Origin of the sequence: Urinicoccus massiliensis (assembly GCF_900120405.1) — a bacterium.
GTDB lineage: Bacteria > Bacillota > Clostridia > Tissierellales > Peptoniphilaceae > Urinicoccus > Urinicoccus massiliensis.
Genome location: NZ_LT635493.1, coordinates 85,935 through 104,492 on the forward strand (window position 1 = coordinate 85,935; position 18,558 = coordinate 104,492).

The following is an 18,558-nucleotide window of genomic DNA, read 5'->3' on the forward strand; positions in this document are numbered from 1 at the left end:
TCTTGCCCCCTATTCATCGTCTCGGTTTTTATCTCCTCCACCGGACCTTGTCCCTACCAAAAGGACCCGGTCTCGGCCAATATAATTGGACGTGGAAATTTGCTTCTTTTCAAGAACTTCCCCATCCTTGATAATTTCTTTATAGGTCCGATAGCTATACCCGCTACTGCCACTTTCTTTGACTTCTGTTTCCCCCTTGGCCAGGGAATCAGTATAGATGGTTTTTGTCCTGGGCTTACTAGTGGAAACCAGTTTTGGAATGATTTTTACTTCATAGTCCTTGTCTTCTTTTGACCCAAAGACCTGGAAGGTCAAGTCACTTCCATCGGCTTGGGCCCTAATATAAATGGGGTGGTTGAAGTCATTTTGAAAGACTAGGTTTTTATGCCCTGTAGCTACAGCTGCATCGGTTCCATTTTTTACATAGCCTATGGGTCTGGAATGGCTGTGTCTTTCAAGAATGTTGACATCTGCCCGAATCAGGGCATTGTAGAGGGTGGTGGATACTTGGCAGATGCCTCCCCCAACTCCCCGGTCAAATTCACCGTTTCGAATGACTCCCGCCACCTTAAAACCGGCTTCCTTGGTAATTTGGTCCATCCTATCATTAAAGGAAATTTTTTCTCCAGGCTTTAGGATAGTGTGGTCTAATTTTTCTGCCCCCAGGGCAATGTTAAACTTTCGATTTTTTTCACTACTGCCATAGTCGCTGGTAAATTCTCCCAAGATGGAGTCCATTTTTTCCAAAGCCTTGGCTTGGACATCTGCCGGCCGATTAAAGACAGGAAGGTTAATGGCTTGGATCCCATCCCAATTTTCCAAGGCTTCCTTGGTTAGGTTGGTGTCCAGGTAGCGCCCATCCCGATCTTGCACCAGGTGGACCTTGTTATCTTTCATGGAGAGCTGGGCGTCCCTTGCCAGGATAAAGAGGTCATCTGCCAGGCCATGAAGGTAGTCGTCCAGCTTGTCCCCCCTAAAGGCTCCCTGGATGGGAAGGGGTTGGCGGAAGAGGCTATAAAAGGCAGCAAAAAAATCAGATCCCTTGTGGCCAGACCGACCAATTCCATAGGCCTGGTCCACCATGGCATCAATTTGATAGCTATAGCCCAAGTCTCTTAGGCTGGTGCGGTAGTGTTTGTCTTGGTAGGTCAGGTCTAGGGTCTTGTCCAGGTTGGCATCCAGACCTTCTTCCAGTTTCTTTTTGGCTTCTGCCTTGGTCATAGAGCCAAGGCCCAACTTTCCGACCCGGACTCCGGGATAGATTTTATCTGATTGATGAACAAGCAGGCCGTAGCCTAGGGCCAGGACTAGAAAGGCTAAAAAGATTAGGGCAATCTTTCTCCATAGGTTTCCTAGTAGCTTGTCTTTTATCCATTGCATGTTTTCGACTCCTGGTTTTTATGATAATAGCGACAGACTTCTGTCAGGGGACAAATCTCGCACTTGGGGCTTCTTGAGGCACAAATTCTGCGACCCAAGAAGATGAGCAGGTGGTGGGTCTTGGTCCACCGATCTTTGGGGATGGCTTTTTGTAGCTGGACTTCTGTTTCCTCTACTGTCTTGGCCTTGGCCAGGCCTATCCGGTTGCTGGTCCGAAAGACATGGGTGTCTACGGCAATGGCATCTACTCCAAAACAAGTAGAGGCCACCACATTGGCAGTTTTTTGTCCCACCCCCGGAAGCTTGACCAACTCTTCAATGGTCTCCGGCACTTGGGACTGGTAGTCTTCTACTAAAATTTTTGCCGTAGCTATAATATTCTTGGCCTTGTTTTTATAAAATCCGCAAGACCGGATTAGGGGTTCCAGGCCCTGGACTCCCAGGTCCACAAAGTCTTGGGGGGTCTTGTATTTTTTATAAACTTCCTTGGTAACCATGTTGACCCGGACATCGGTACATTGGGCAGACAAAATGGTGGAAACCAGCATTTCAAAGGGATTGGACGCCACAAGTTCGGGTTTGGCATCCGGAAAGGTTTCTTCTAAGCGGTCTAAAATCCAGCTGACTTCTTTTTTGGTGAATTTTTTTGCCAATGGTCTACTCCTTACTTTTCCGGGCCCAATAGGCCTCTACAGACTTAAAATTTTCCATCCATTGTTTCTTTCCCCGCCAGGCCCCAGTTAGGTGGCCATATCTTTTTTTAAACTCCCGGTTGGACAGGTCTTGAATTTCTTCCTTACTGATTCCCCGGTCCACCACTTGTTCCATACGGGTCAGGGGAACTGCTTTATTTTTCGGACAAATCTCCTGGCAGACATCACAGCCATAGAGCCTGGGCCCCACTTGGCCGGGACTTGTTTCTATGGTTTGGGTTTGGTAGGAAAGACAAGCCCCGGGGTCCAGGATGCCCCCACCCTTTAGGGCTCCTCCTGGGCAGGCTTTTATGCAAAGATTGCAGGAACCACAGGTCCCTTTCTCTTCCTTGTCATAGGGGAAGATTTTTTCTGTTAATATTAGGCCCAGGGCCAGGTAGGTCCCATAGACTGGGTGGATGAGGGCTGTATTTTTCCCAATATAACCCAGGCCGGCCCTTTGGGCAAAGGCCCTTTCCATCAAGGGATGGGAATCCACTAGGACCTTGGCCTGGTCTTCCAGTTCTAAAATTCCACAAAGCTTATTTCCCGCTTCTTTTAAGAGGAAATGGTAGTCTGGAATCCGACTGATCCCCGCCAGAAGTCCCTGGCCTTTTTTAAGTTGAATGGGCCGGGTCTTGGTGTTGATACCAAAAACCAGAACACTCTTTACCGGACTGTATTGCAGAGAAGGATCCAATCTTTCTTCAATGTTTTGTCCCTCGTATTTACACAGGCCAAAATGAGCCTGCCGGTCCAATAGGTAGGCTTTTTCCTCTTTCAAGGCTGTCCCGGGACAAAAGCCCAAAACATCCAGGCCACATTTTTTCAAGACTTGATTCCGATCCATTTTTTCCTCCGTCCTTCTATTATACTGGATATAGCTTGGGATTTAAACGGACTGGGCAAAATAAAAAGAATAAATTCCCAAGAAGCTTGGAATTTATTCTTTTTTGTATTCTTTAAAACTTTTCCTTTAAGGTACTTTATTTCCGTTCATTTAAGAAGTCGTTAATCTTAGGTGCAACTTCTCTTTGGCTACGTCCACTGACAAAGATTCCAATATGGCCTGTGTTAAATTCTGCTAGTTCCTTGTCCTTGGATCCTACTGCATCCATAATGGGTCTAGTAGCTGCTGGTGGTACTTGGTTGTCCTTTTGACCTAAAATAACCAGGATTGGACAGGTGATTTTCTTTAAGTCTACCTCTTGACCTTCCAGCTTATACTCTCCCTTATAGAGGGCATTCTTGTGGTACATTTCTTCTGTAAATTCTCGAATAGTAGCTCCTGCTTGGCCGGGAGAATCAAAAATCCATTGTTCCATCCTCATGAAGTTCGCCATCTTCATGGGGTCATCTAGGTCTGGAATCAAGTTGATATACTTGCCAACAGCCAGGTCAAAGGGTTTTAACATTAAGAAACCTGCATTCATAAAGTCTCCAGGAACAACTCCATAGGCTTCTGCTGCCTTACCCATATTTAGGTATTTACCCCACTTAAAGAGGAGGCCATCATCGGTAGAGAAGTCAAGAGGAGTAACTAGAGTTACTAGGTTCTTAATCTTGTCTTGGTTCAAGGCTGTATAAATCAAGGAGAAGGTACCCCCTTGGCAAACACCTAAGAGGTTGACCTTGTCAATTTTCTTTTCTTTTAAAATGAAGTCCACACAACTGTCAATATAGCCGTTGATATAGTCTCCCATTGTTAGGTATTGGTCTTCTTGGGTTGGGTAGCCCCAGTCGATAATATAGATATCTTGACCGCCATCTAAGAGCTTACGGATCAAGGACCGGTCTTCTTGAATATCCATCATATATTGCTTGTTCACTAGGGCATAAACAATCAAAATAGGATACTTGTTGGGGTCTTTTACCCGAGGACTATAGTGGTAGAGCTTCATCTTATCCATTTCAAAAACCAATTCTTTTTCAGTTTCATTGGAGCCTGAATAGTCTACATCCATCATGGTGGTTAATCCAGCTAAGATTTTTTGTTGGCTTTCAAAAAGTTTTTCCATACTATCCATCATTGTTTCATTCAAGTTTTCCAAAACTTCTCCTCCTATTTATCTGTAGTGGTGGCTGTAGTTTTGCGAGTTCGAGTAGCCGGTTTTGCTGGCTTTTCTTCTTGCTTTTCACCCTTTATTTCTTCCAGTTCTTTCTTAAGGCTGCGTACTTCTTTTTTCAAGTCATAGACTGTCTTGTAAAGACTGTTTATATCTGTTTTTAAGGCTACAGGTAGGGGACTTAATTGCATTTCTAAAATTTTATCATTGGCAATTTTAAAGTCCATGGCAGCTTCCATATAGGTACTCAGTAGTTTAGAAAATTCATCAGAATAGAAAAGACCATCAAAAGCCTTGTCTAAAGAAGACCGCCAAAGTTCATAGAATTCTTCCATGGTCTTGGGTTGTTCTCCTTCTTGAACTCTTTCCAGAGCCTCTTCATAAACATCCAGAGTATTTTTATTGGCCAGGATTAAAATTCTAGCTACAAGTTCCATTTGGTAACTAACCATTTTGATAAAACGATCTGTTGCCTTTAAAATTTCTTCTTGTTTTTGTCCAGAAATTCCCATAGCTGGTAGGTCTAGGATTCGACTGATTGTGTTAGAATAGTCTTTTTGCCATTCTTCAAAGAAGTCTAAAAATCCTTCGGGATCCTTATAAATCCCCTTCATAAAGGCATCCATTAGGGGACGGAAATTATCCATCCAGGGTTCATAGAAGTAGGTGAAGGACTTTTCCATATTCTTCCCTAACTTCATGGTTTGCTTCCACATTTCTGCCAAGTCATTGGGTAGGAAGGGGAGATAGATTTCTTCTAAATACTTTCCACTTTTTTCCATCCATCCCTTGATGATATTTTCCATATTTTTTTCTTTAGGTTGGATACTTTGATCGATAAAGCTTTTGTAAGCTTCATACATATTGTAGTAAACTTCGGAAGCCTTGGTCATTTTATCCCAAACTTCCTTAGGACTTCCTGTGTAGTCAGCAAAGGCCTTAAAGTTTGGTTGGTCCCACCACTTCCATAAATCTTTAAATTCTTCCATGGACCCCCATTGGTTCTTGGTGGCTTCTTGGGTCATTTCTTTCCACTCTTCCATTAATTTCTTTTGTGCGTCCAAATAGTCTGCAAACATATTATTCATAAAATTCACGTTCTATCCTCCTAGTCTTTTTTTACAAGTGCTTCTCCAGTAATTACTTTCTTTCCATCTTGGTTGACAACCACAGTTTCAAAGAAAATCATGTGCTTGTCATCTCTTTTTTTCACAACCTTTACTCTGGCTGTAATTTCATCACCTATATGAACTGGAGCTAGGAAATTTAATGTTTGGGACATATATATGGTGTTTACGCCAGGTAACTTTGTTCCAAGAACTGCTGAAATTAATGATGCTCCAATGATGCCATGGGCAATTCTTTTTTTAAAGATAGTTTTTCCTGCAAATTCTTCATCTAGATGAAGAGGATTGGTGTCTAGGGAGACTTCACTGAATTTCTGAATGTCTTCCTCTGTAACAACTTTTGAAATCTCTGCTTCATCGCCGATTTTAATTTCATCGTACATTTTTTCTACATAGTTTACACTCACTACTGTCTCCCCTTCTTTCTTTTTAATCTTCCGACTATCTTATCCATAGTATACCCTATTTGGAATCTTTTATTTCTTTATTTTGATAAATCATCATAAAACTTTGTTCATAATTTTATACAAAAAAACCTGCCTAGGCAGGTTTCTCTTATTTTCTTTAAATTTGGTCGGAGTGAGAGGATTTGAACCTCCGGCCTCATGATCCCGAATCATGCGCGCTACCAAACTGCGCTACACCCCGTAAAAAAAATGGTCGGGGTGAAAGGATTCGAACCTTCGACCCCATGGTCCCAAACCATGTGCGCTACCAAACTGCGCTACACCCCGACGAAATTTAAATGTAGTTTTCCGAGCAATCTTCTATATTATAGCAAAACTTTCTCACTCTTGCAAGTTTTTTTACCTATCTTAAAAAGATTTCTTGGCAAGAAGTTTTTAAGATCATTTATTATCTTACCTTATTTAGGGAAAAATTGCAATTCCTTTCTTGCCCTGAAAAGGGACTTTTCCCAAGCTTATGGCTTTTATATAGAGATAAAAAGATACAGGGTTTCCCCTGTATCTTTCAAGCTCCATAATAAATCATTAATCGATTTCTTCTTTAAGGGCTTTTTCTTTTTGGTATTCTTCAATTAACTTAGGAACAATGGCATTTAAGTCTCCTACGATTCCTAGATCAGCTACATCAAAGATTGGTGCAGTGTCATTTTTGTTAATTGCAATGATTAAGTCAGATTCTTCCATACCGGCTAAATGTTGGATGGCTCCGGAAATACCAAAGGCAAAGTAAAGGTCTGGACGAACTGTCTTACCTGTTTGACCAACTTGACGATCTTTTTCGATCCAGCCAGCATCAACAGTTGCACGGGAAGTGGAAACTTCTCCGCCAAGTTCTTCAGCCAATTGTTGTAATTGTTTGAATCCTTCTGGTCCACCAATTCCACGACCACCGGATACAAGGATGTTTGCTTCGGTAATGTCTTTTTTCTTTTCTTCTTCTTTTGCGATTTCACGAACAGTTACGTTCATGTCTGCATCAGAGAATTCAACTTTTTCTTCGATGAGTTCACCCTTACGGTCATGGTCTGTAGCCAGGGGAGTCATTACGCCTGGACGTACTGTGGCCATTTGTGGACGGTGTTCTTCACAAAGAATGGTTGCCATTAAGTTTCCGCCGAAAGCTGGACGAGTCATCATAAGGTTTTTAGATTCTTCGTCGATTTCAAGGCTGGTACAGTCTGCTGTTAAACCGGTGTGGATTCTTGCAGCAAGTCTTGGTGCAAGGTCACGACCGATGGAAGTTGCTCCGTAAAGAACAATTTCAGGGTCATATTTTTCAGTAATTTGGAAAATAGCTTTTGCATAGGGTTCTGTTACATATTCTTTTAGCATTGGGTCATCTACTACGATAACTTTATCTGCCCCATGATGAAACAAAACATCTGCTTGGCCCTTGATGTTGTCGCCAAGTAACATAGCTACAACTTCTTGACCTAAATCTTTTGCAAGTTCGTTGGCCTTACCTAAAAGTTCGATCCCAACTTTTTGCAATACGCCGTCTCTTTGTTCTGCAAAGACAAATACATTTTTACTCATTTTATCACGCTCCTATTGGTTCGACTCTTAGATAATATATTTTTCTTTCATCTTAGCGATGATAGCACGTGCTGCTTCTTCCGGTGATAAGTCTTCTAACTTGACGCCGGCACCCTTACCTTGTTTTGGATAGGATTTCTTAACCTTTGTTGGAGAACCCTTAAGTCCAATATTTGCAAGATCAAGGTGGTCTTTAATATCTTCGAGACCCCAAACCTTCAGTTCGTGTTTGTAGGCATCAAAAATTCCACCAACAGTCATGTATCTTGGTTCTGCCAGTTCAGTTAAGGCAGTTACAAGACATGGTGTCTTTACATCAATGATGTGGTAACGGTCTTCAAATTGACGTTTTACAGTTACAGTATCTCCATTTACAGATAGGTCTTCTGCATAGGTTACTTGAGGAATATTCAAGTGTTCTGCAATTTGTGGACCAACTTGTGCTGTATCCCCATCAATTGCTTGACGACCAGTGATGATTAGGTCATAGTCTCCAATAGTTTCTAGAGCGCCTGCAATAGTACAGGAAGTTGCCCATGTATCTGCTCCACCGAAAGCACGGTCTGTTAATAGGATTGCTTCGTCAGCGCCCATAGCTAAAGCTTCTCTTAAAGCATCTTCAGCTTGTGGGGGTCCCATGGATAGGATTGTTACATGAGTATCTGGGTTTTGGTCTTTAATTCTAAGTGCTGTTTCAATAGCTGCCTTATCATCTGGGTTGATGATACTTGGAACCCCTTCACGAATTAATGTGTTTGTTTTTGGGTCCAAACGCACTTCTGTTGTATCTGGTACTTGTTTTACACAAACAATTATTTTCATAGTTTAACCTCCAATTAGTCTCTTATTTAACGCCCATCCAACCACTGATGACCATACGCATTACTTCACTCGTACCTTCATAGATTTCAGTGATCTTCGCATCACGCATCATACGTTCAATTGGATAGTCTCTAGTGTATCCGTATCCACCAAATAATTGTAGACAACGTCTTGTTACATCACTTGATGTTTCAGAAGCAAATAATTTAGCCATTGCTGCATAGTGACCATATTTTTCTCCACGGCCCTTAGTGTCTGCTGCACGGTAAACTAACAATTGAGCAGCTTCTGTTTTAGCCTTCATGTCTGCTAATTGGAATTGTGTATTTTGGAATTGAGAAATACGACGTCCAAATTGGACTCTTTCTTTTGTATATTGAACAGTTTGGTCAATAGCACCTTCTGCAATACCCAAAGCTTGAGCGGCGATTCCGATACGTCCACCGTCAAGAGTCTTCATTGCTAGAGCAAAGCCCTTGCCTTCACGGCCAAGAAGATTTTCTTTTGGAATACGGCAGTTTTCAAAAATTAATTCGCAAGTGGAAGATCCGCGAATCCCCATCTTGTCTTCTGGTTCACTTACAGAGAAGCCCGGAGTTCCTTTTTCTACGATAAAGGCACTGATTCCGTGGTTTCCTGGAGCTTTACGGTCGGTTTTTCCGATAACGATAAAGGTATCAGCAAATCCAGCGTTTGTGATAAAGATTTTTGTTCCGTTTAGGATCCATTCGTCTCCATCAAGTTCAGCATAAGTTTGTTGGCCTGATGCATCTGTTCCGGCGTTTGGCTCAGTTAAACCGAAGGCACCGATTTTTTTACCGGATAATAAGTCAGGTAAGTATTTTTTCTTTTGTGCTTCTGTCCCGTTTTCGTAGATTGGTGCTGCGCATAGAGACGTATGTGCTGAAACGATAACACCTGTAGTTGCACAAACCTTGGAAAGTTCTTCAACAGCCATTGCATAGGCAATGTAGTCTGCCCCTTGTCCACCATATTCTTTTGGGAAGGGAATTCCGAAGAATCCAGCCTTGGCCATTTTTTTGATGTTTTCGTATGGAACTTTTTCGTCTGCGTCAACTTCTGCAGCAATCGGTTCAACTTCAGTTTGAGCAAATTCTTCATATAATTTACGAAGTAAAATGTGCTCCTTATCCATTTTAAAATCCATTTGATATCCCCCTTGTACGTAATTTTTTCTGATATTTTCTTTTGCATAAAATACCAAACTGCACTGTTAATAACATAACATAGATGGTAAAACTTTTCAACCCCTTGGCCTGAAGAATTCCTTTTTCCCTAAAATACATTCTTCAATTCGTCTAGAGGTCGATTGAAAACCATTCCATTATTAATTATATAACAATATATTTTATTGTAAAGCTGTTTTCAAAAAATGTTTTAAATAAATTGATAAAAAATATCAAATCTTAAAATGGACAAAAAAATATCCTAGCTCAGCTAGAATATTTTTACATCCAAAATGGATAAGTCGTCATTTAATTTTTTACCTGCAAAGTTCTCCAGGTCTTCCCGGACTCCCCTGATGCTGTTCCAAGGGTCCCTAAGCAAGACTTTCTTTAGCCGGTCCAGGCCATATTCTTCCCTTTCCTTGTTGGTGGATTCAATAAGACCATCGGTATAGAGGAAAAGATGGTCTCCTGGGTAGGCGGAAATTTCTTGCCCCTTGTAGTTGACCTCTTGAAAGTAGGTCATAATGGGTAGGCCGGAGCTTTGGAGGCTTTCTCCACTCCCCTGCCTATAGAGGATGGGCGGGCAGTTGTGGCCTGCATTGGCATAGGAAATCTTATGGTTCTTGTTGTCGTAGACCCCATAGAAGATGGTAAAGTAAAAGCCCATTTCCAAGTGGAGGTCTAAAAATTTTTTATGGAGCAGTTCCAGGGTTTTCCCCGGATTCAGAAGGACTTTCCTATCCATGGTCCGCATGGCCTGGTTGATAAACATGGTAGTCATACCGGAAGCAAAGCCGTGACCTACTGTATCGCTGATATAGAAGGCAAACTTGTTGTCCTGGATGGGGAAAAAATCAAACAAGTCCCCGCTAATGGTGTCTTGAGGCAGGTAGAGGTAGTCAATTTTCAGGTTTTTCAAAAAACCCTTTTGTGGAAGCAGGGCCCTTTGAATCAAGGAGGCCATAGCCATTTCATGGTTCATGGTCTTGTTTCTTTCCACCAACTTTTCATGGAGGATCCGGTCCCTGGTGTTTCTTCGAAAAACTTCCACTGCCCCTACCAACTCTCCATTTCCATTCCATAGGGGGGAAGTTTTTACTGAATAGGACTGGTTTTTATAGTATTGGTCTTGTTGGATTACTTCGCCGGTTTCAAGAGTCCGTCGGGTCACGGAAAAGTCGTTTAAGAGTTGCTGGGCAAGCTTGTCCTTTTCATAGTCGGACAGGTCCCCTCCCAGGGTATCTTCCATAGCTCCATTCATATAGATTACATCATTATCTACATCCACCACCCGGACGAAATCAGCGATGCTGTTGATGATTTGAAAAAAGAATTCTGAGGAGTAACGACTCCGCCTCTGCTTTTTTGAATCCATACCAGCCCTCCGAATGTCTGATTTTATTTTAGGTCAGCTTCAAAATCAACCATAATGGTTTCGTCTTCACAATAACGGGCAAAGGCATAGATGGTATCCGCCAAGCGGTTGACAAATTTTACCACATTGGGGTCTACATAGGCTTGGCCTTGGAGGCTGACAATCCGGCGTTCTGCCCGGCGGCAAACTGTCCGAGCCAGGTGTAAAAAGGCTGCTGCCTTGCTGGTTCCTTGAAGGACAAATCCGGTGAATTTTCCTGCCTTTTCCATGTACTTGTCTACGAGTTTTTCCAAGACATGGATGTCTTCTTCTGTGATAAAATGGCGGACCTTGTCTTGGTTGGAGGTAGCCAAGTTTTCACTGACGACAAAAAGTTTGTTTTGAATGGCCATGAGTTCTTTTCTCAAGTCTGCATCCTCAATATAGTTGTTGCAAACGCCCAGGGCTGCACTGAGTTCATCTACGGTTCCATAGCTTTCAACCCGAACATCGTCCTTGCTGACACGAACAGAATCAAAGAGGGATGTGGTTCCCTTATCTCCGGTTTTAGTATAAATTTCCATTTTCTCACTCCTTTTTACTTTCTTGGGGGTCTTGGTCCATAATATTGGTAGTAGTCGACCTTGATCCGCCCGTTGTATAGTTTTCTCTTTCTCGATGGTTTTTGGCCAAAGGCCTTTGGAAAGTCCTCATCACTGGTGACCACATAGTAGCTCCAGGTGGGGTCTGCCAGGGCATAGTCTCTTAGGGCCTGGTAGATTTTTTCATTGTCTTCCCGGCTGCCAATCCTGTGGCCATAGGGTGGGTTGGTGATTAAAACGCCATAGGCTTCTCGGGGCTTGTAGTCCTCAATGCCGGCGCAGACAAAGTGGATGTCGGTATCTACCCCGGCTGCTTCGGCATTTTTCTTCCCGGCCCGAATGGCCTGGGGGTTGATGTCCGAGGCATAAACCTTAAGGTCGCTTTCTGCATCAATGGCGGCAAAGGCCTCCCGGCGGATTTCCTTGACCCGGTCCGAATCCATACCTTGAAAGTATTCGCAATCAAAGTGGCGGTTAAGGCCCGGGGCAATATTTCTCGCCTTCATACAGGCTTCAATGGCAATGGTTCCCGACCCGCAAAAGGGGTCCCACAAAACCCGGTCCTTGTTGTAATAGCTCAAGTCCACCAGGCAGGCTGCCAGGGTTTCTGTCAAGGGTGCCTCCACTGTTTCTAGCCGGTAACCCCTCTTGTGAAGACCCTCTCCTGAAGTATCCAGGAGAATTTGAGCCTGGTCCTTAAAGAGGATGACCTCTATCTTGTAGCGGGCTCCACTCTTGGGATACCATGCCATGGAATAGCTTTGGTTTAGTTTGTCAATCAAGGCCCTTTCCGTGATTCTTTGGCAATCCGACACACTAAAGAGCTTGCTCTTGGCCGACCGGCCCTGGACCATAAAGTTGGCATCCTTGGGGAGGATTTCCCCCCAAGGCAGGGCTAGAACCCCCTGGTAGAGCTCTTCAAAAGTCTTGGCCGGAAAAGAAGCCAGCTGGATGTGGACCCTTTCGGCACACCGAAGCCAAAGGTTGGCCCGGTAGACTTCCTCCAGGTTGGCTTCAAAATAGACCCGGCCATCCTGGATTTGAATCTCAGAAGACACAATTTTTTCAAGCTCTCTTTTTACAATGGCTTCGACCCCAAAATTCGCCGTCGCCAGACACGTATATTTTTTCACACTTCACCTCTGTAAGCTATTATACAAGATATTTATAAAGACTTCTAGGCCTTTCAAAAAAGACCTGGGTGTCTTTTCTTTTCAAAACTGAGATTCTCCTCGGGCTTGGAAAGATTTTATTTTCTTACTTTAAAATTTTATATAAATCTGTTAAAATAAAGATGTTCGAAGAAAGTTATGTTAAGGAGGCTTATTAACTATGAAATTAACTGAAACCGTCCAATCCGGCGATTGGAAAAATGAAAAACACGTTCCTGTAATCCATGTTGAAAACAAGGATGGCAACACCATGATTAACGTTCGTGTTGGCGAAGAAACTGAACATCCAAATACCCTAGAACACCACATCCAATGGATTAAGGTTTTCTTACAAAAAGAAGGATCCAAGTTCCCTGTTGAAATTGGCTCCTACCAATTCTCTGCCCATGGCGAAGATGAAATTTGTACCAAACCATGTGTTCATGCTTGCTTAAGCGGAACTTATTCTGGAACAATTTATGCCCTAAGCTATTGCAACATCCATGGCCTATGGGAAAATTCTCAAGAACTTTAAAACCAGTTGCTTATAAGAAAAAGGAAGGTAGATTGACTGCCTTCCTTTTTTTATTGCTTATAAACATCTACTTTCCAGCCGAAAATTTTTTAAGTCCCCCTAATCCAGTTTCTTCCGAACTCCATAGTCTTGAAAGGCCAAAACCATCCTTTCCATTTCCTCTTTAGGGAGGTTTTTCACCGGCCCCAAGGCTGAGGCTTGAACATAGACAAAGGCACAAAACTCCAAGGTCTTGGCCAGGTCATAGGCCTCTTTCAGGTTGGCCCCATAGGCCACCAGGCCGTGGTGGGATAGGATGACAGCCTTGTTGCGCCCAAAGGCCTTACAAGCTTCTCGGGCCAGGTCCTGGGTGCCAAAAGAGGCATAGTAAGCCACCTGGATGGGGTCCGGACCGGCAGAAGCCATAAGGTAGTGCATGGTGGGCAAGGGCCTTTCCAAGGCTGCCAAAACATTGATGTAGTTGGAATGGGTATGGACTACGGCCTGGGCCTGGCTATATTTTTCATAGATCAGGGAGTGGAGGTGGTATTCGCTAGAGGGGTTTTGTCCCGGCTTTTTTTCTCCTCCCACTTCCATCTCTACCAGGTCCTTATCCTCCAAACTCTCATAGGCTTGGCCTGAAGGAGTAATCAGATAGGTCTCGGGACTTAACCGTCGACTGATGTTGCCTCCTGTACCAAAGGTCAACCCGTCTTTTAACATGGTTTTTGAATAGTCAATAACAGGATCCATGGCCCCTCCTAGTCCAAGTCGAAAAAGTCATTTTGCCGCAGGGCTTCAAAGAGGACGATATTGGCTGAATTGGCCAGGTTTAAAGACCGTCTCAACTCTGTCCGCATGGGGACCCGGATGAGTTGGTCTTTATACTTGTCCATAATTTCCTTGGGAAGACCGGAAGTTTCCCGGCCAAAGACAATGGCGTCTCCATCCTTGTAGGTCACATCGGTATAGCGTTTGTGGCCATGGGTAGAGGCAAAGTAAATGTCCCCCTCCATTAGGTCCACTACATCTTCAAAGGAATCATAGTAGGAGATGTCCACCAGGGGCCAATAGTCCAGGCCTGCCCTTTTCAGGTGGCTGTCATCTACAGAAAAGCCCAAAGGCTTTACCAGGTGGAGCCTGGTCTTAGTCAGGGCACAGGTCCTGGCAATGGCTCCCGTGTTATATGGAATTTCCGGTTGGTATAGAATTATATTTAACATAGGCACTTCCTTTCCTATTTATTATAGGAAATATTTCCCCTGCTGACAATCTTATTCCACAGAGATTTCTCCCACATCCAGGGTCAGTTGGATGTCATCTCTCCCTTGGCCGAAGCTTTCCCGAATTTCATCAAAGCCAATACCGGAGTGGGTGTTGTCAAAGAATTTGATGGATCCCACATCCACGCTGGTGGTAAATTTGGCGTTGAGTTCCTGGGCGTGGTATTGGATACTTCCATTGTCTACATCAACCGTCAGGGGAAAAGATTGGTCCACATTGACCTTAACTTCTCCATTGGCCAGACTCACATCTCCTTGGGCCAAACTTGCTTCAATCTGGCAAGACCCGTTGTCAAAGTCCCCCGACAGGGTCAGCTTTTCCGGATTTGGGCTGGAGATTTCATAAGAAATGCCCTTTTTCCCCCCTTGAATTTCCAAGCAACCATCCTCTATTGTATAGTAGCGACTGGCCTTGGGGTCTGAAGCCTTGACTTGGAAGCGGTCCCCCTTAACCAGGCGGATATTTAAGTTGCCCCCGTCCAGTTCAATTCTTTCAATGCCGGATAGGTCATCTTCCAAGACTTGGTCCGCTACTCTTCTAGAAAAGTCAATTTCTTTGGGAAAAACCACCTCCCAAAGGGAGATATTTTTTTCTTGGGCCTGGGCCTTTAGTCCTGGAAGGTCTAGGCTAGTAAAGGCAAGAATAGCCCCTGCCGTAAAGACCAGACTCAAAATACTCATAATGGTTAAAAGTTTTTTCATCTCCGGGCCCTCCTTTTTTTAATTTCCCAGTGGATGGCAACAAAAATCCGTTTGCAAATTGAGTAGATAAACTTTAGAAAATAAAGAAAGATAACCAGACTCAACAGGCCCAAGCAAAGACAGGCCAGGGATGTAAAAATTTGAGTCAGGGGGTGAAGGCTAACATTTAGCTGCGCCCAGGGAGTGGCAAAACCCAGGCCCTTTAAAAAGAGGCTGGACCCTATGGCAAAGAAAGAAACCACCGCTGCAACAATTAGGGATAGGACTGTTGCAAATACGGCAAACACCAAGGACAGGATTGTCAGAATAACAGGGCTTAGGACTAAAAGCCCCAAGACAAGTAAAAGAACCTTGCCCACCTGGCTTCCTGAGGAAGTTTTTCCTGGCTCTCTAGGGGTAAATTGGTATTCCGAGGCCTTAAAGTCTCGAGCAATTTCAATGGGGCTGCCTAGTTCGGCTGAAATAACCCCCTCACTCTTTCCCGCCTCTTTTCCCAGTCGAAAGTGTTCTTCATAATCAGCAATAATATCCTCCACCACATTGTCCGGCAGCTTCCTTAAATAATAGCGGAGTAAATCTAAGTATTCTTTTTGACTCATTCCTGCCCTCCTAAAATTTCTTCAACGCCCTTTAGAAAAGATTTCCACTCTTCCTTTTGACTCTCCACTTCCAATTTCCCCCGGGGGGTTAATTGGTAGTACTTTCTCGGCGGTCCACTTTCTGATTCTTGTAAGTAGGTTAAGACATAGCCCTCTGTTTTAAACCGCCTTAATAGGGGGTAAATCGTCCCTTCTGAAATTGAAATTTTCTGGGAGATCCGGTCTACCAACTCATAGCCATAAAAATCCTTCAAGGATAGTAAATGTAAGACTAAAAGTTCTAAGACACCCTTTTTAAATTGAACATTCATCTCCTCACCTCTGCTATAGTATACTGCAATCTACTGTGTATTGCAAGGTAGCTTTTTATATTTTAGAAAAAACTTTGCCTAGGCCTAGACTTTTTAATTTATCCCAGTTTTTAAAATTGTATAAAAAAGAGCCTTTTTAGGCTCTAATTTTGTCTATTTATGTTTTCTGTATCAAAAATAGTCAATAACTCTTCTACCTCCTCCCTATTTTTAGCATATTTTCGGGAGAATGTTCGAGCGGCCGACCGTACACTTAAATATCTTGCGTGTTCAGGATTCCTTTTTTTCCACTCTTTTGATGCTCGTCTTTGTGCTTCACTGGTTTTCTTTTCTACCATCTTTTAACTCTCTTTCTACTTCTTCCTTTTCCTTTTCTAGTCGCCTGTTCTTTATAGCAAGTGTAATCATCACCACTACTGAAAGGGCAAGCAAGATATTTAAAATTTGATTTAACATATACTTTGTGATAGAATATCCCTTAAAGGGATGGAATTAACCATCGCCTTTAAGGTTTTTGTTTTCTAGCCTTAGCTTTTCAATCTCTAATTTTATCTTTTTGTTTGTTAGCACCATTTGATAAATCGTTAGGATTGCAATAGCTAGGGCTATTACTCTTTCTATCACTTTTTATCTCCCCATGGTCATAGGCTGATCTCAGGTATATCTTGTCAAGTCATTTCCTATTCTTTTGTTTATTTAAAAAATCTTGTTCTTATGGCCCTTGATCTGTACCAAGGGGACAATTAACGTTTGGCCATTATTATCAGAAGAGGGATTGTCATTAATGACAATCCCTCTTTTTTATTGTACGCTTTAGCATGAAAAAACCACCAGCTATGCTGGTGGTAGGAAAATAAGCTTTAGCTTCAAGTAAGAAAGCCTCCCATGATATACTAAATAAGTTACTGGCAGTAGCATATTTAGAAAAGGGAGGCATCCACATGAATAAAAATAGTTTATCACATACATCTTGGAATTGTAAGTATCATATAGTATTTGCTCCGAAATACAGAATGTTATGATCCAGACAACTGCAAATAATACCTCGTTTTTCTGATATAAACTATACACGCTTCTCCTCCGTTGATGAGTTTATTACGAAAATAGCAAAATGATTATATCTGTTTTATTCATATAATAAAAGTTTACAATTTAACTTGTCTTTCACTTTTTTCATTTTAATTAAAGCAATTTATTCGTAACAATTCAAGCAAAAATTATGTAATGTAAAAGTTAGATTTTGGATTTTTGTTTAAAAGTCCTTATATTTATCTTATCAGAATACATATCCATAATTAATTTATAAAAATAAACAAAACATAGATTTCTAATTATCCTTTTAAATCTCATTAAATGCTCGCAAATCCTTATTCTAAAGGGCTTCGAGCATTTTTACTGTTGGAAGATACTTCACGTTTCCTTATATATTTCCTCATGAATTGACTGTCAGAAGTGGTAAATTAGTAGTAAATTCATCTGTACTACTAAGCAACAAGACGTTCCTGCTGTTTCTTTTTTTCCAAGCGGTTCATCTCTGCCATAGCAGAATCGAATGTAGCATGTGCGTAATAGTTCAGCGTCATGTTTATATTCGCATGCCCCATAATGTACTGCAATGCTTTTGGGTTCATTCCTGCATTTGCATAGTTAGTGCAGAACGTATGACGCAAAATGTGTGGAGTGATATGGGGTAGCTTATCCTCATGATATTTATTGTATTTCTTGACAAGGTTTTTCAACATACCATTGTAATCACTTGCCACTTTAGGATAGTCTTTCCCATTGAGAAAAAGGAAATTACTATAACCATCAATCACAACACATTTACGGTTCTTCCGATTCGCCAGCACTCGCTGAAACGCTTGATAGGCTTCTTCAACCATAGGAACTTGTCGTTCGCCACTTTTAGTCTTGGGAGTTTCAATGTAGTATCCATTTTCAGTATCTCGTAGTAACTGATGGTCTACCTTGACAAGACGATTTTCAAAATCCAAATCTGGAAGTGTCAGACCGCCAAACTCTGAAATACGAAGACCCGTTTTTAAGAGTATCAGGATTTCATCATAATTCTTGCTGTAGGTCTTATCAGCTTTCGCAAAGGATAACAGCTTTTCTTCCTGCTCCGTTGTCAATGCGACTTTAGGAACAGTATCATCATCAATGACGGTATTTAGCTGGAAGTCAAAGGGATTCTTCCGAACACAATCGTCTTCAATCGCAATATAGAATGAAGCCCTTAAAGAACGCTTATAGTTATTGATGGTTTGATAAGCATATCCATCTTCACTCATTCTAATCGCCCATTCTTTAGCGTCAGACGGTTTAATGCTGTCTATGCTCCTTGCACCTAACTTGTCCTTTGTCAAAATATCCATCAGATATTTCCGTCCAGTTTGCGTGCCTTTCTTCACATTGGGTCTTTGAGCATTCTGCTTTGCGTAAAGCTGACAAAGTGTCATTTTCTTTCCTACAACATCAATGCCATCATGAATGTCTTTCAGTAGCTCCGCAACTTTTTCCCGAAGAGGAACACAATCACGCTTTCCTGCTGGTACTCTGTCTGTAGCCACCAGTTTCCATGAGTAGATAAATTGCGGTTCTCCAAATGAATCTACATATTTATATAAGTATCTTCCGTCTTTTCGTTGGCTCTCCCCAGTCTTTAAAATGCGACCTTTATTGTCACGTCTTTTCTCTGACATGGCTTTCGCTCCTTTCCAAAATGGAAAGAGCCTTGATACGACTTAATGCTATTTTATCAT

21 protein-coding genes, 2 tRNA genes and 1 pseudogene are annotated in these 18,558 nt (G+C 42.3%); 2 read left to right on the forward strand and 22 right to left on the reverse strand.

From position 1 onward, the window contains the following. Positions 1-9: 9 nt before the first annotated feature. The 14 genes from BQ7400_RS05000 to BQ7400_RS05065 form a co-directional block, all read right to left on the reverse strand. Positions 10-1,380 (reverse strand): VanW family protein, encoded by a 1,371-nt coding sequence (locus BQ7400_RS05000; protein WP_072469702.1) that lies wholly within the window; start codon positions 1,378-1,380, stop codon positions 10-12. Continuing rightward, positions 1,368-2,033 carry an endonuclease III gene (gene nth, locus BQ7400_RS05005; RefSeq protein WP_072469703.1) on the reverse strand — a complete coding sequence of 222 codons (666 nt, stop codon included), beginning with the start codon at positions 2,031-2,033 and terminating at the stop codon, positions 1,368-1,370. The genes BQ7400_RS05000 and nth overlap by 13 nt, the downstream gene beginning before the upstream one ends. Positions 2,034-2,037: 4 nt before the next feature. After that, complete coding sequence (locus BQ7400_RS05010) at positions 2,038-2,922, reverse strand: epoxyqueuosine reductase (protein WP_072469704.1); 885 nt, start codon at positions 2,920-2,922, stop codon at positions 2,038-2,040. A 136-nt stretch (positions 2,923-3,058) separates the two neighbouring features. Next, positions 3,059-4,123: a class III poly(R)-hydroxyalkanoic acid synthase subunit PhaC gene (gene phaC, locus BQ7400_RS05015; RefSeq protein WP_245759416.1), complete on the reverse strand. Its 1,065-nt coding sequence runs from the start codon at positions 4,121-4,123 to the stop codon at positions 3,059-3,061. Positions 4,124-4,134: 11 nt separating this feature from the next. Then, on the reverse strand, positions 4,135-5,226 hold the full coding sequence (locus BQ7400_RS05020) for a poly(R)-hydroxyalkanoic acid synthase subunit PhaE (protein WP_245759437.1): 1,092 nt from the start codon (positions 5,224-5,226) through the stop codon (positions 4,135-4,137). Positions 5,227-5,246: 20 nt separating this feature from the next. Next, positions 5,247-5,648 carry a MaoC family dehydratase gene (locus BQ7400_RS05025; protein ID WP_072470452.1) on the reverse strand — a complete coding sequence of 134 codons (402 nt, stop codon included), beginning with the start codon at positions 5,646-5,648 and terminating at the stop codon, positions 5,247-5,249. A gap of 188 nt (positions 5,649-5,836) precedes the next feature. Beyond that, positions 5,837-5,913, reverse strand: a tRNA-Pro gene (locus BQ7400_RS05030). A 9-nt stretch (positions 5,914-5,922) separates the two neighbouring features. Further along, positions 5,923-5,999: transfer RNA gene (locus BQ7400_RS05035), tRNA-Pro, on the reverse strand. Between the two features lie 258 nt (positions 6,000-6,257). Next, positions 6,258-7,268: an electron transfer flavoprotein subunit alpha/FixB family protein gene (locus BQ7400_RS05040; protein WP_034439088.1), complete on the reverse strand. Its 1,011-nt coding sequence runs from the start codon at positions 7,266-7,268 to the stop codon at positions 6,258-6,260. A gap of 27 nt (positions 7,269-7,295) precedes the next feature. Further along, positions 7,296-8,090, reverse strand: a complete 795-nt coding sequence (locus BQ7400_RS05045) for an electron transfer flavoprotein subunit beta/FixA family protein (protein WP_034439090.1) — start codon at positions 8,088-8,090, stop codon at positions 7,296-7,298. A gap of 22 nt (positions 8,091-8,112) precedes the next feature. Then, positions 8,113-9,258, reverse strand: coding sequence for an acyl-CoA dehydrogenase (locus BQ7400_RS05050; protein ID WP_072469706.1), 1,146 nt, complete (start codon positions 9,256-9,258; stop codon positions 8,113-8,115). A 290-nt stretch (positions 9,259-9,548) separates the two neighbouring features. Then, complete coding sequence (locus BQ7400_RS05055; protein WP_072469707.1) at positions 9,549-10,655, reverse strand: PP2C family protein-serine/threonine phosphatase; 1,107 nt, start codon at positions 10,653-10,655, stop codon at positions 9,549-9,551. Positions 10,656-10,678: 23 nt separating this feature from the next. Next, positions 10,679-11,218 (reverse strand): cob(I)yrinic acid a,c-diamide adenosyltransferase, encoded by a 540-nt coding sequence (locus BQ7400_RS05060; protein ID WP_034439094.1) that lies wholly within the window; start codon positions 11,216-11,218, stop codon positions 10,679-10,681. 14 nt (positions 11,219-11,232) lie between these two features. Further along, positions 11,233-12,369 (reverse strand): THUMP domain-containing class I SAM-dependent RNA methyltransferase, encoded by a 1,137-nt coding sequence (locus BQ7400_RS05065; protein WP_034439096.1) that lies wholly within the window; start codon positions 12,367-12,369, stop codon positions 11,233-11,235. A gap of 199 nt (positions 12,370-12,568) precedes the next feature. Here BQ7400_RS05065 and BQ7400_RS05070 point away from each other — a divergent pair, with 199 nt between their 5' ends. Further along, positions 12,569-12,922, forward strand: a complete 354-nt coding sequence (locus tag BQ7400_RS05070) for a class II SORL domain-containing protein (RefSeq protein ID WP_034439100.1) — start codon at positions 12,569-12,571, stop codon at positions 12,920-12,922. Positions 12,923-13,021: 99 nt separating this feature from the next. On the opposite strand, the gene BQ7400_RS05075 is transcribed toward BQ7400_RS05070, so the two are convergent. From BQ7400_RS05075 to BQ7400_RS10915, 7 genes are all read right to left on the reverse strand, one after another. Further along, complete coding sequence (locus tag BQ7400_RS05075; protein ID WP_034439103.1) at positions 13,022-13,654, reverse strand: class II aldolase/adducin family protein; 633 nt, start codon at positions 13,652-13,654, stop codon at positions 13,022-13,024. A gap of 8 nt (positions 13,655-13,662) precedes the next feature. After that, on the reverse strand, positions 13,663-14,124 hold the full coding sequence (gene trmL, locus BQ7400_RS05080) for a tRNA (uridine(34)/cytosine(34)/5-carboxymethylaminomethyluridine(34)-2'-O)-methyltransferase TrmL (protein WP_034439106.1): 462 nt from the start codon (positions 14,122-14,124) through the stop codon (positions 13,663-13,665). Between the two features lie 51 nt (positions 14,125-14,175). After that, entirely contained in the window at positions 14,176-14,886 is a 711-nt protein-coding gene (locus BQ7400_RS05085) for a hypothetical protein (RefSeq protein ID WP_034439109.1), read from the reverse strand. Further along, on the reverse strand, positions 14,883-15,485 hold the full coding sequence (locus BQ7400_RS05090; RefSeq protein WP_052099115.1) for a DUF1700 domain-containing protein: 603 nt from the start codon (positions 15,483-15,485) through the stop codon (positions 14,883-14,885). The genes BQ7400_RS05085 and BQ7400_RS05090 overlap by 4 nt, the downstream gene beginning before the upstream one ends. Further along, entirely contained in the window at positions 15,482-15,796 is a 315-nt protein-coding gene (locus tag BQ7400_RS05095; protein WP_034439112.1) for a PadR family transcriptional regulator, read from the reverse strand. Before BQ7400_RS05095 ends, BQ7400_RS05090 begins: the two co-directional genes overlap by 4 nt. Before the next feature lie 315 nt (positions 15,797-16,111). Next, the gene (locus tag BQ7400_RS10610) at positions 16,112-16,252 is read right to left on the reverse strand and encodes a hypothetical protein (protein WP_156101873.1); all 141 of its coding nucleotides are present in this window, start codon (positions 16,250-16,252) and stop codon (positions 16,112-16,114) included. Positions 16,253-16,288: 36 nt separating this feature from the next. Further along, on the reverse strand, positions 16,289-16,420 hold the full coding sequence (locus tag BQ7400_RS10915) for a hypothetical protein (RefSeq protein ID WP_094230611.1): 132 nt from the start codon (positions 16,418-16,420) through the stop codon (positions 16,289-16,291). 317 nt (positions 16,421-16,737) lie between these two features. On the opposite strand from BQ7400_RS10915, the pseudogene BQ7400_RS10455 reads away from it, so the two are divergent. Then, a pseudogene (locus BQ7400_RS10455) lies at positions 16,738-16,809 on the forward strand (IS200/IS605 family transposase); the annotation flags it as partial. Between the two features lie 471 nt (positions 16,810-17,280). Here the strand turns inward: BQ7400_RS10455 and BQ7400_RS05110 are convergent. After that, the gene (locus BQ7400_RS05110; protein WP_001291569.1) at positions 17,281-18,498 is read right to left on the reverse strand and encodes a tyrosine-type recombinase/integrase; all 1,218 of its coding nucleotides are present in this window, start codon (positions 18,496-18,498) and stop codon (positions 17,281-17,283) included. Between the last annotated feature and the right edge of the window lie 60 nt (positions 18,499-18,558).

Excerpts from the sequence above, each read along its gene's own strand:
- BQ7400_RS05050 (WP_072469706.1), bottom strand. The coding sequence starts at position 9,258 with ATGGATTTTAAAATGGATAAGGAGCACATTTTACTTCGTAAATTATAT.
- BQ7400_RS05060 (WP_034439094.1), bottom strand. The coding sequence starts at position 11,218 with ATGGAAATTTATACTAAAACCGGAGATAAGGGAACCACATCCCTCTTT.
- BQ7400_RS05025 (WP_072470452.1), bottom strand. The coding sequence starts at position 5,648 with ATGTACGATGAAATTAAAATCGGCGATGAAGCAGAGATTTCAAAAGTT.
- trmL (WP_034439106.1), bottom strand. The coding sequence starts at position 14,124 with ATGTTAAATATAATTCTATACCAACCGGAAATTCCATATAACACGGGA.
- BQ7400_RS05000 (WP_072469702.1), bottom strand. The coding sequence starts at position 1,380 with ATGCAATGGATAAAAGACAAGCTACTAGGAAACCTATGGAGAAAGATT.
- BQ7400_RS05045 (WP_034439090.1), bottom strand. The coding sequence starts at position 8,090 with ATGAAAATAATTGTTTGTGTAAAACAAGTACCAGATACAACAGAAGTG.
- BQ7400_RS10610 (WP_156101873.1), bottom strand. The coding sequence starts at position 16,252 with ATGTTAAATCAAATTTTAAATATCTTGCTTGCCCTTTCAGTAGTGGTG.
- BQ7400_RS05020 (WP_245759437.1), bottom strand. The coding sequence starts at position 5,226 with ATGAATAATATGTTTGCAGACTATTTGGACGCACAAAAGAAATTAATG.
- BQ7400_RS05090 (WP_052099115.1), bottom strand. The coding sequence starts at position 15,485 with ATGAGTCAAAAAGAATACTTAGATTTACTCCGCTATTATTTAAGGAAG.
- BQ7400_RS05110 (WP_001291569.1), bottom strand. The coding sequence starts at position 18,498 with ATGTCAGAGAAAAGACGTGACAATAAAGGTCGCATTTTAAAGACTGGG.
- BQ7400_RS05055 (WP_072469707.1), bottom strand. The coding sequence starts at position 10,655 with ATGGATTCAAAAAAGCAGAGGCGGAGTCGTTACTCCTCAGAATTCTTT.
- BQ7400_RS05010 (WP_072469704.1), bottom strand. The coding sequence starts at position 2,922 with ATGGATCGGAATCAAGTCTTGAAAAAATGTGGCCTGGATGTTTTGGGC.
- BQ7400_RS05095 (WP_034439112.1), bottom strand. The coding sequence starts at position 15,796 with ATGAATGTTCAATTTAAAAAGGGTGTCTTAGAACTTTTAGTCTTACAT.
- BQ7400_RS05070 (WP_034439100.1), top strand. The coding sequence starts at position 12,569 with ATGAAATTAACTGAAACCGTCCAATCCGGCGATTGGAAAAATGAAAAA.
- BQ7400_RS05040 (WP_034439088.1), bottom strand. The coding sequence starts at position 7,268 with ATGAGTAAAAATGTATTTGTCTTTGCAGAACAAAGAGACGGCGTATTG.
- BQ7400_RS05075 (WP_034439103.1), bottom strand. The coding sequence starts at position 13,654 with ATGGATCCTGTTATTGACTATTCAAAAACCATGTTAAAAGACGGGTTG.
- BQ7400_RS05085 (WP_034439109.1), bottom strand. The coding sequence starts at position 14,886 with ATGAAAAAACTTTTAACCATTATGAGTATTTTGAGTCTGGTCTTTACG.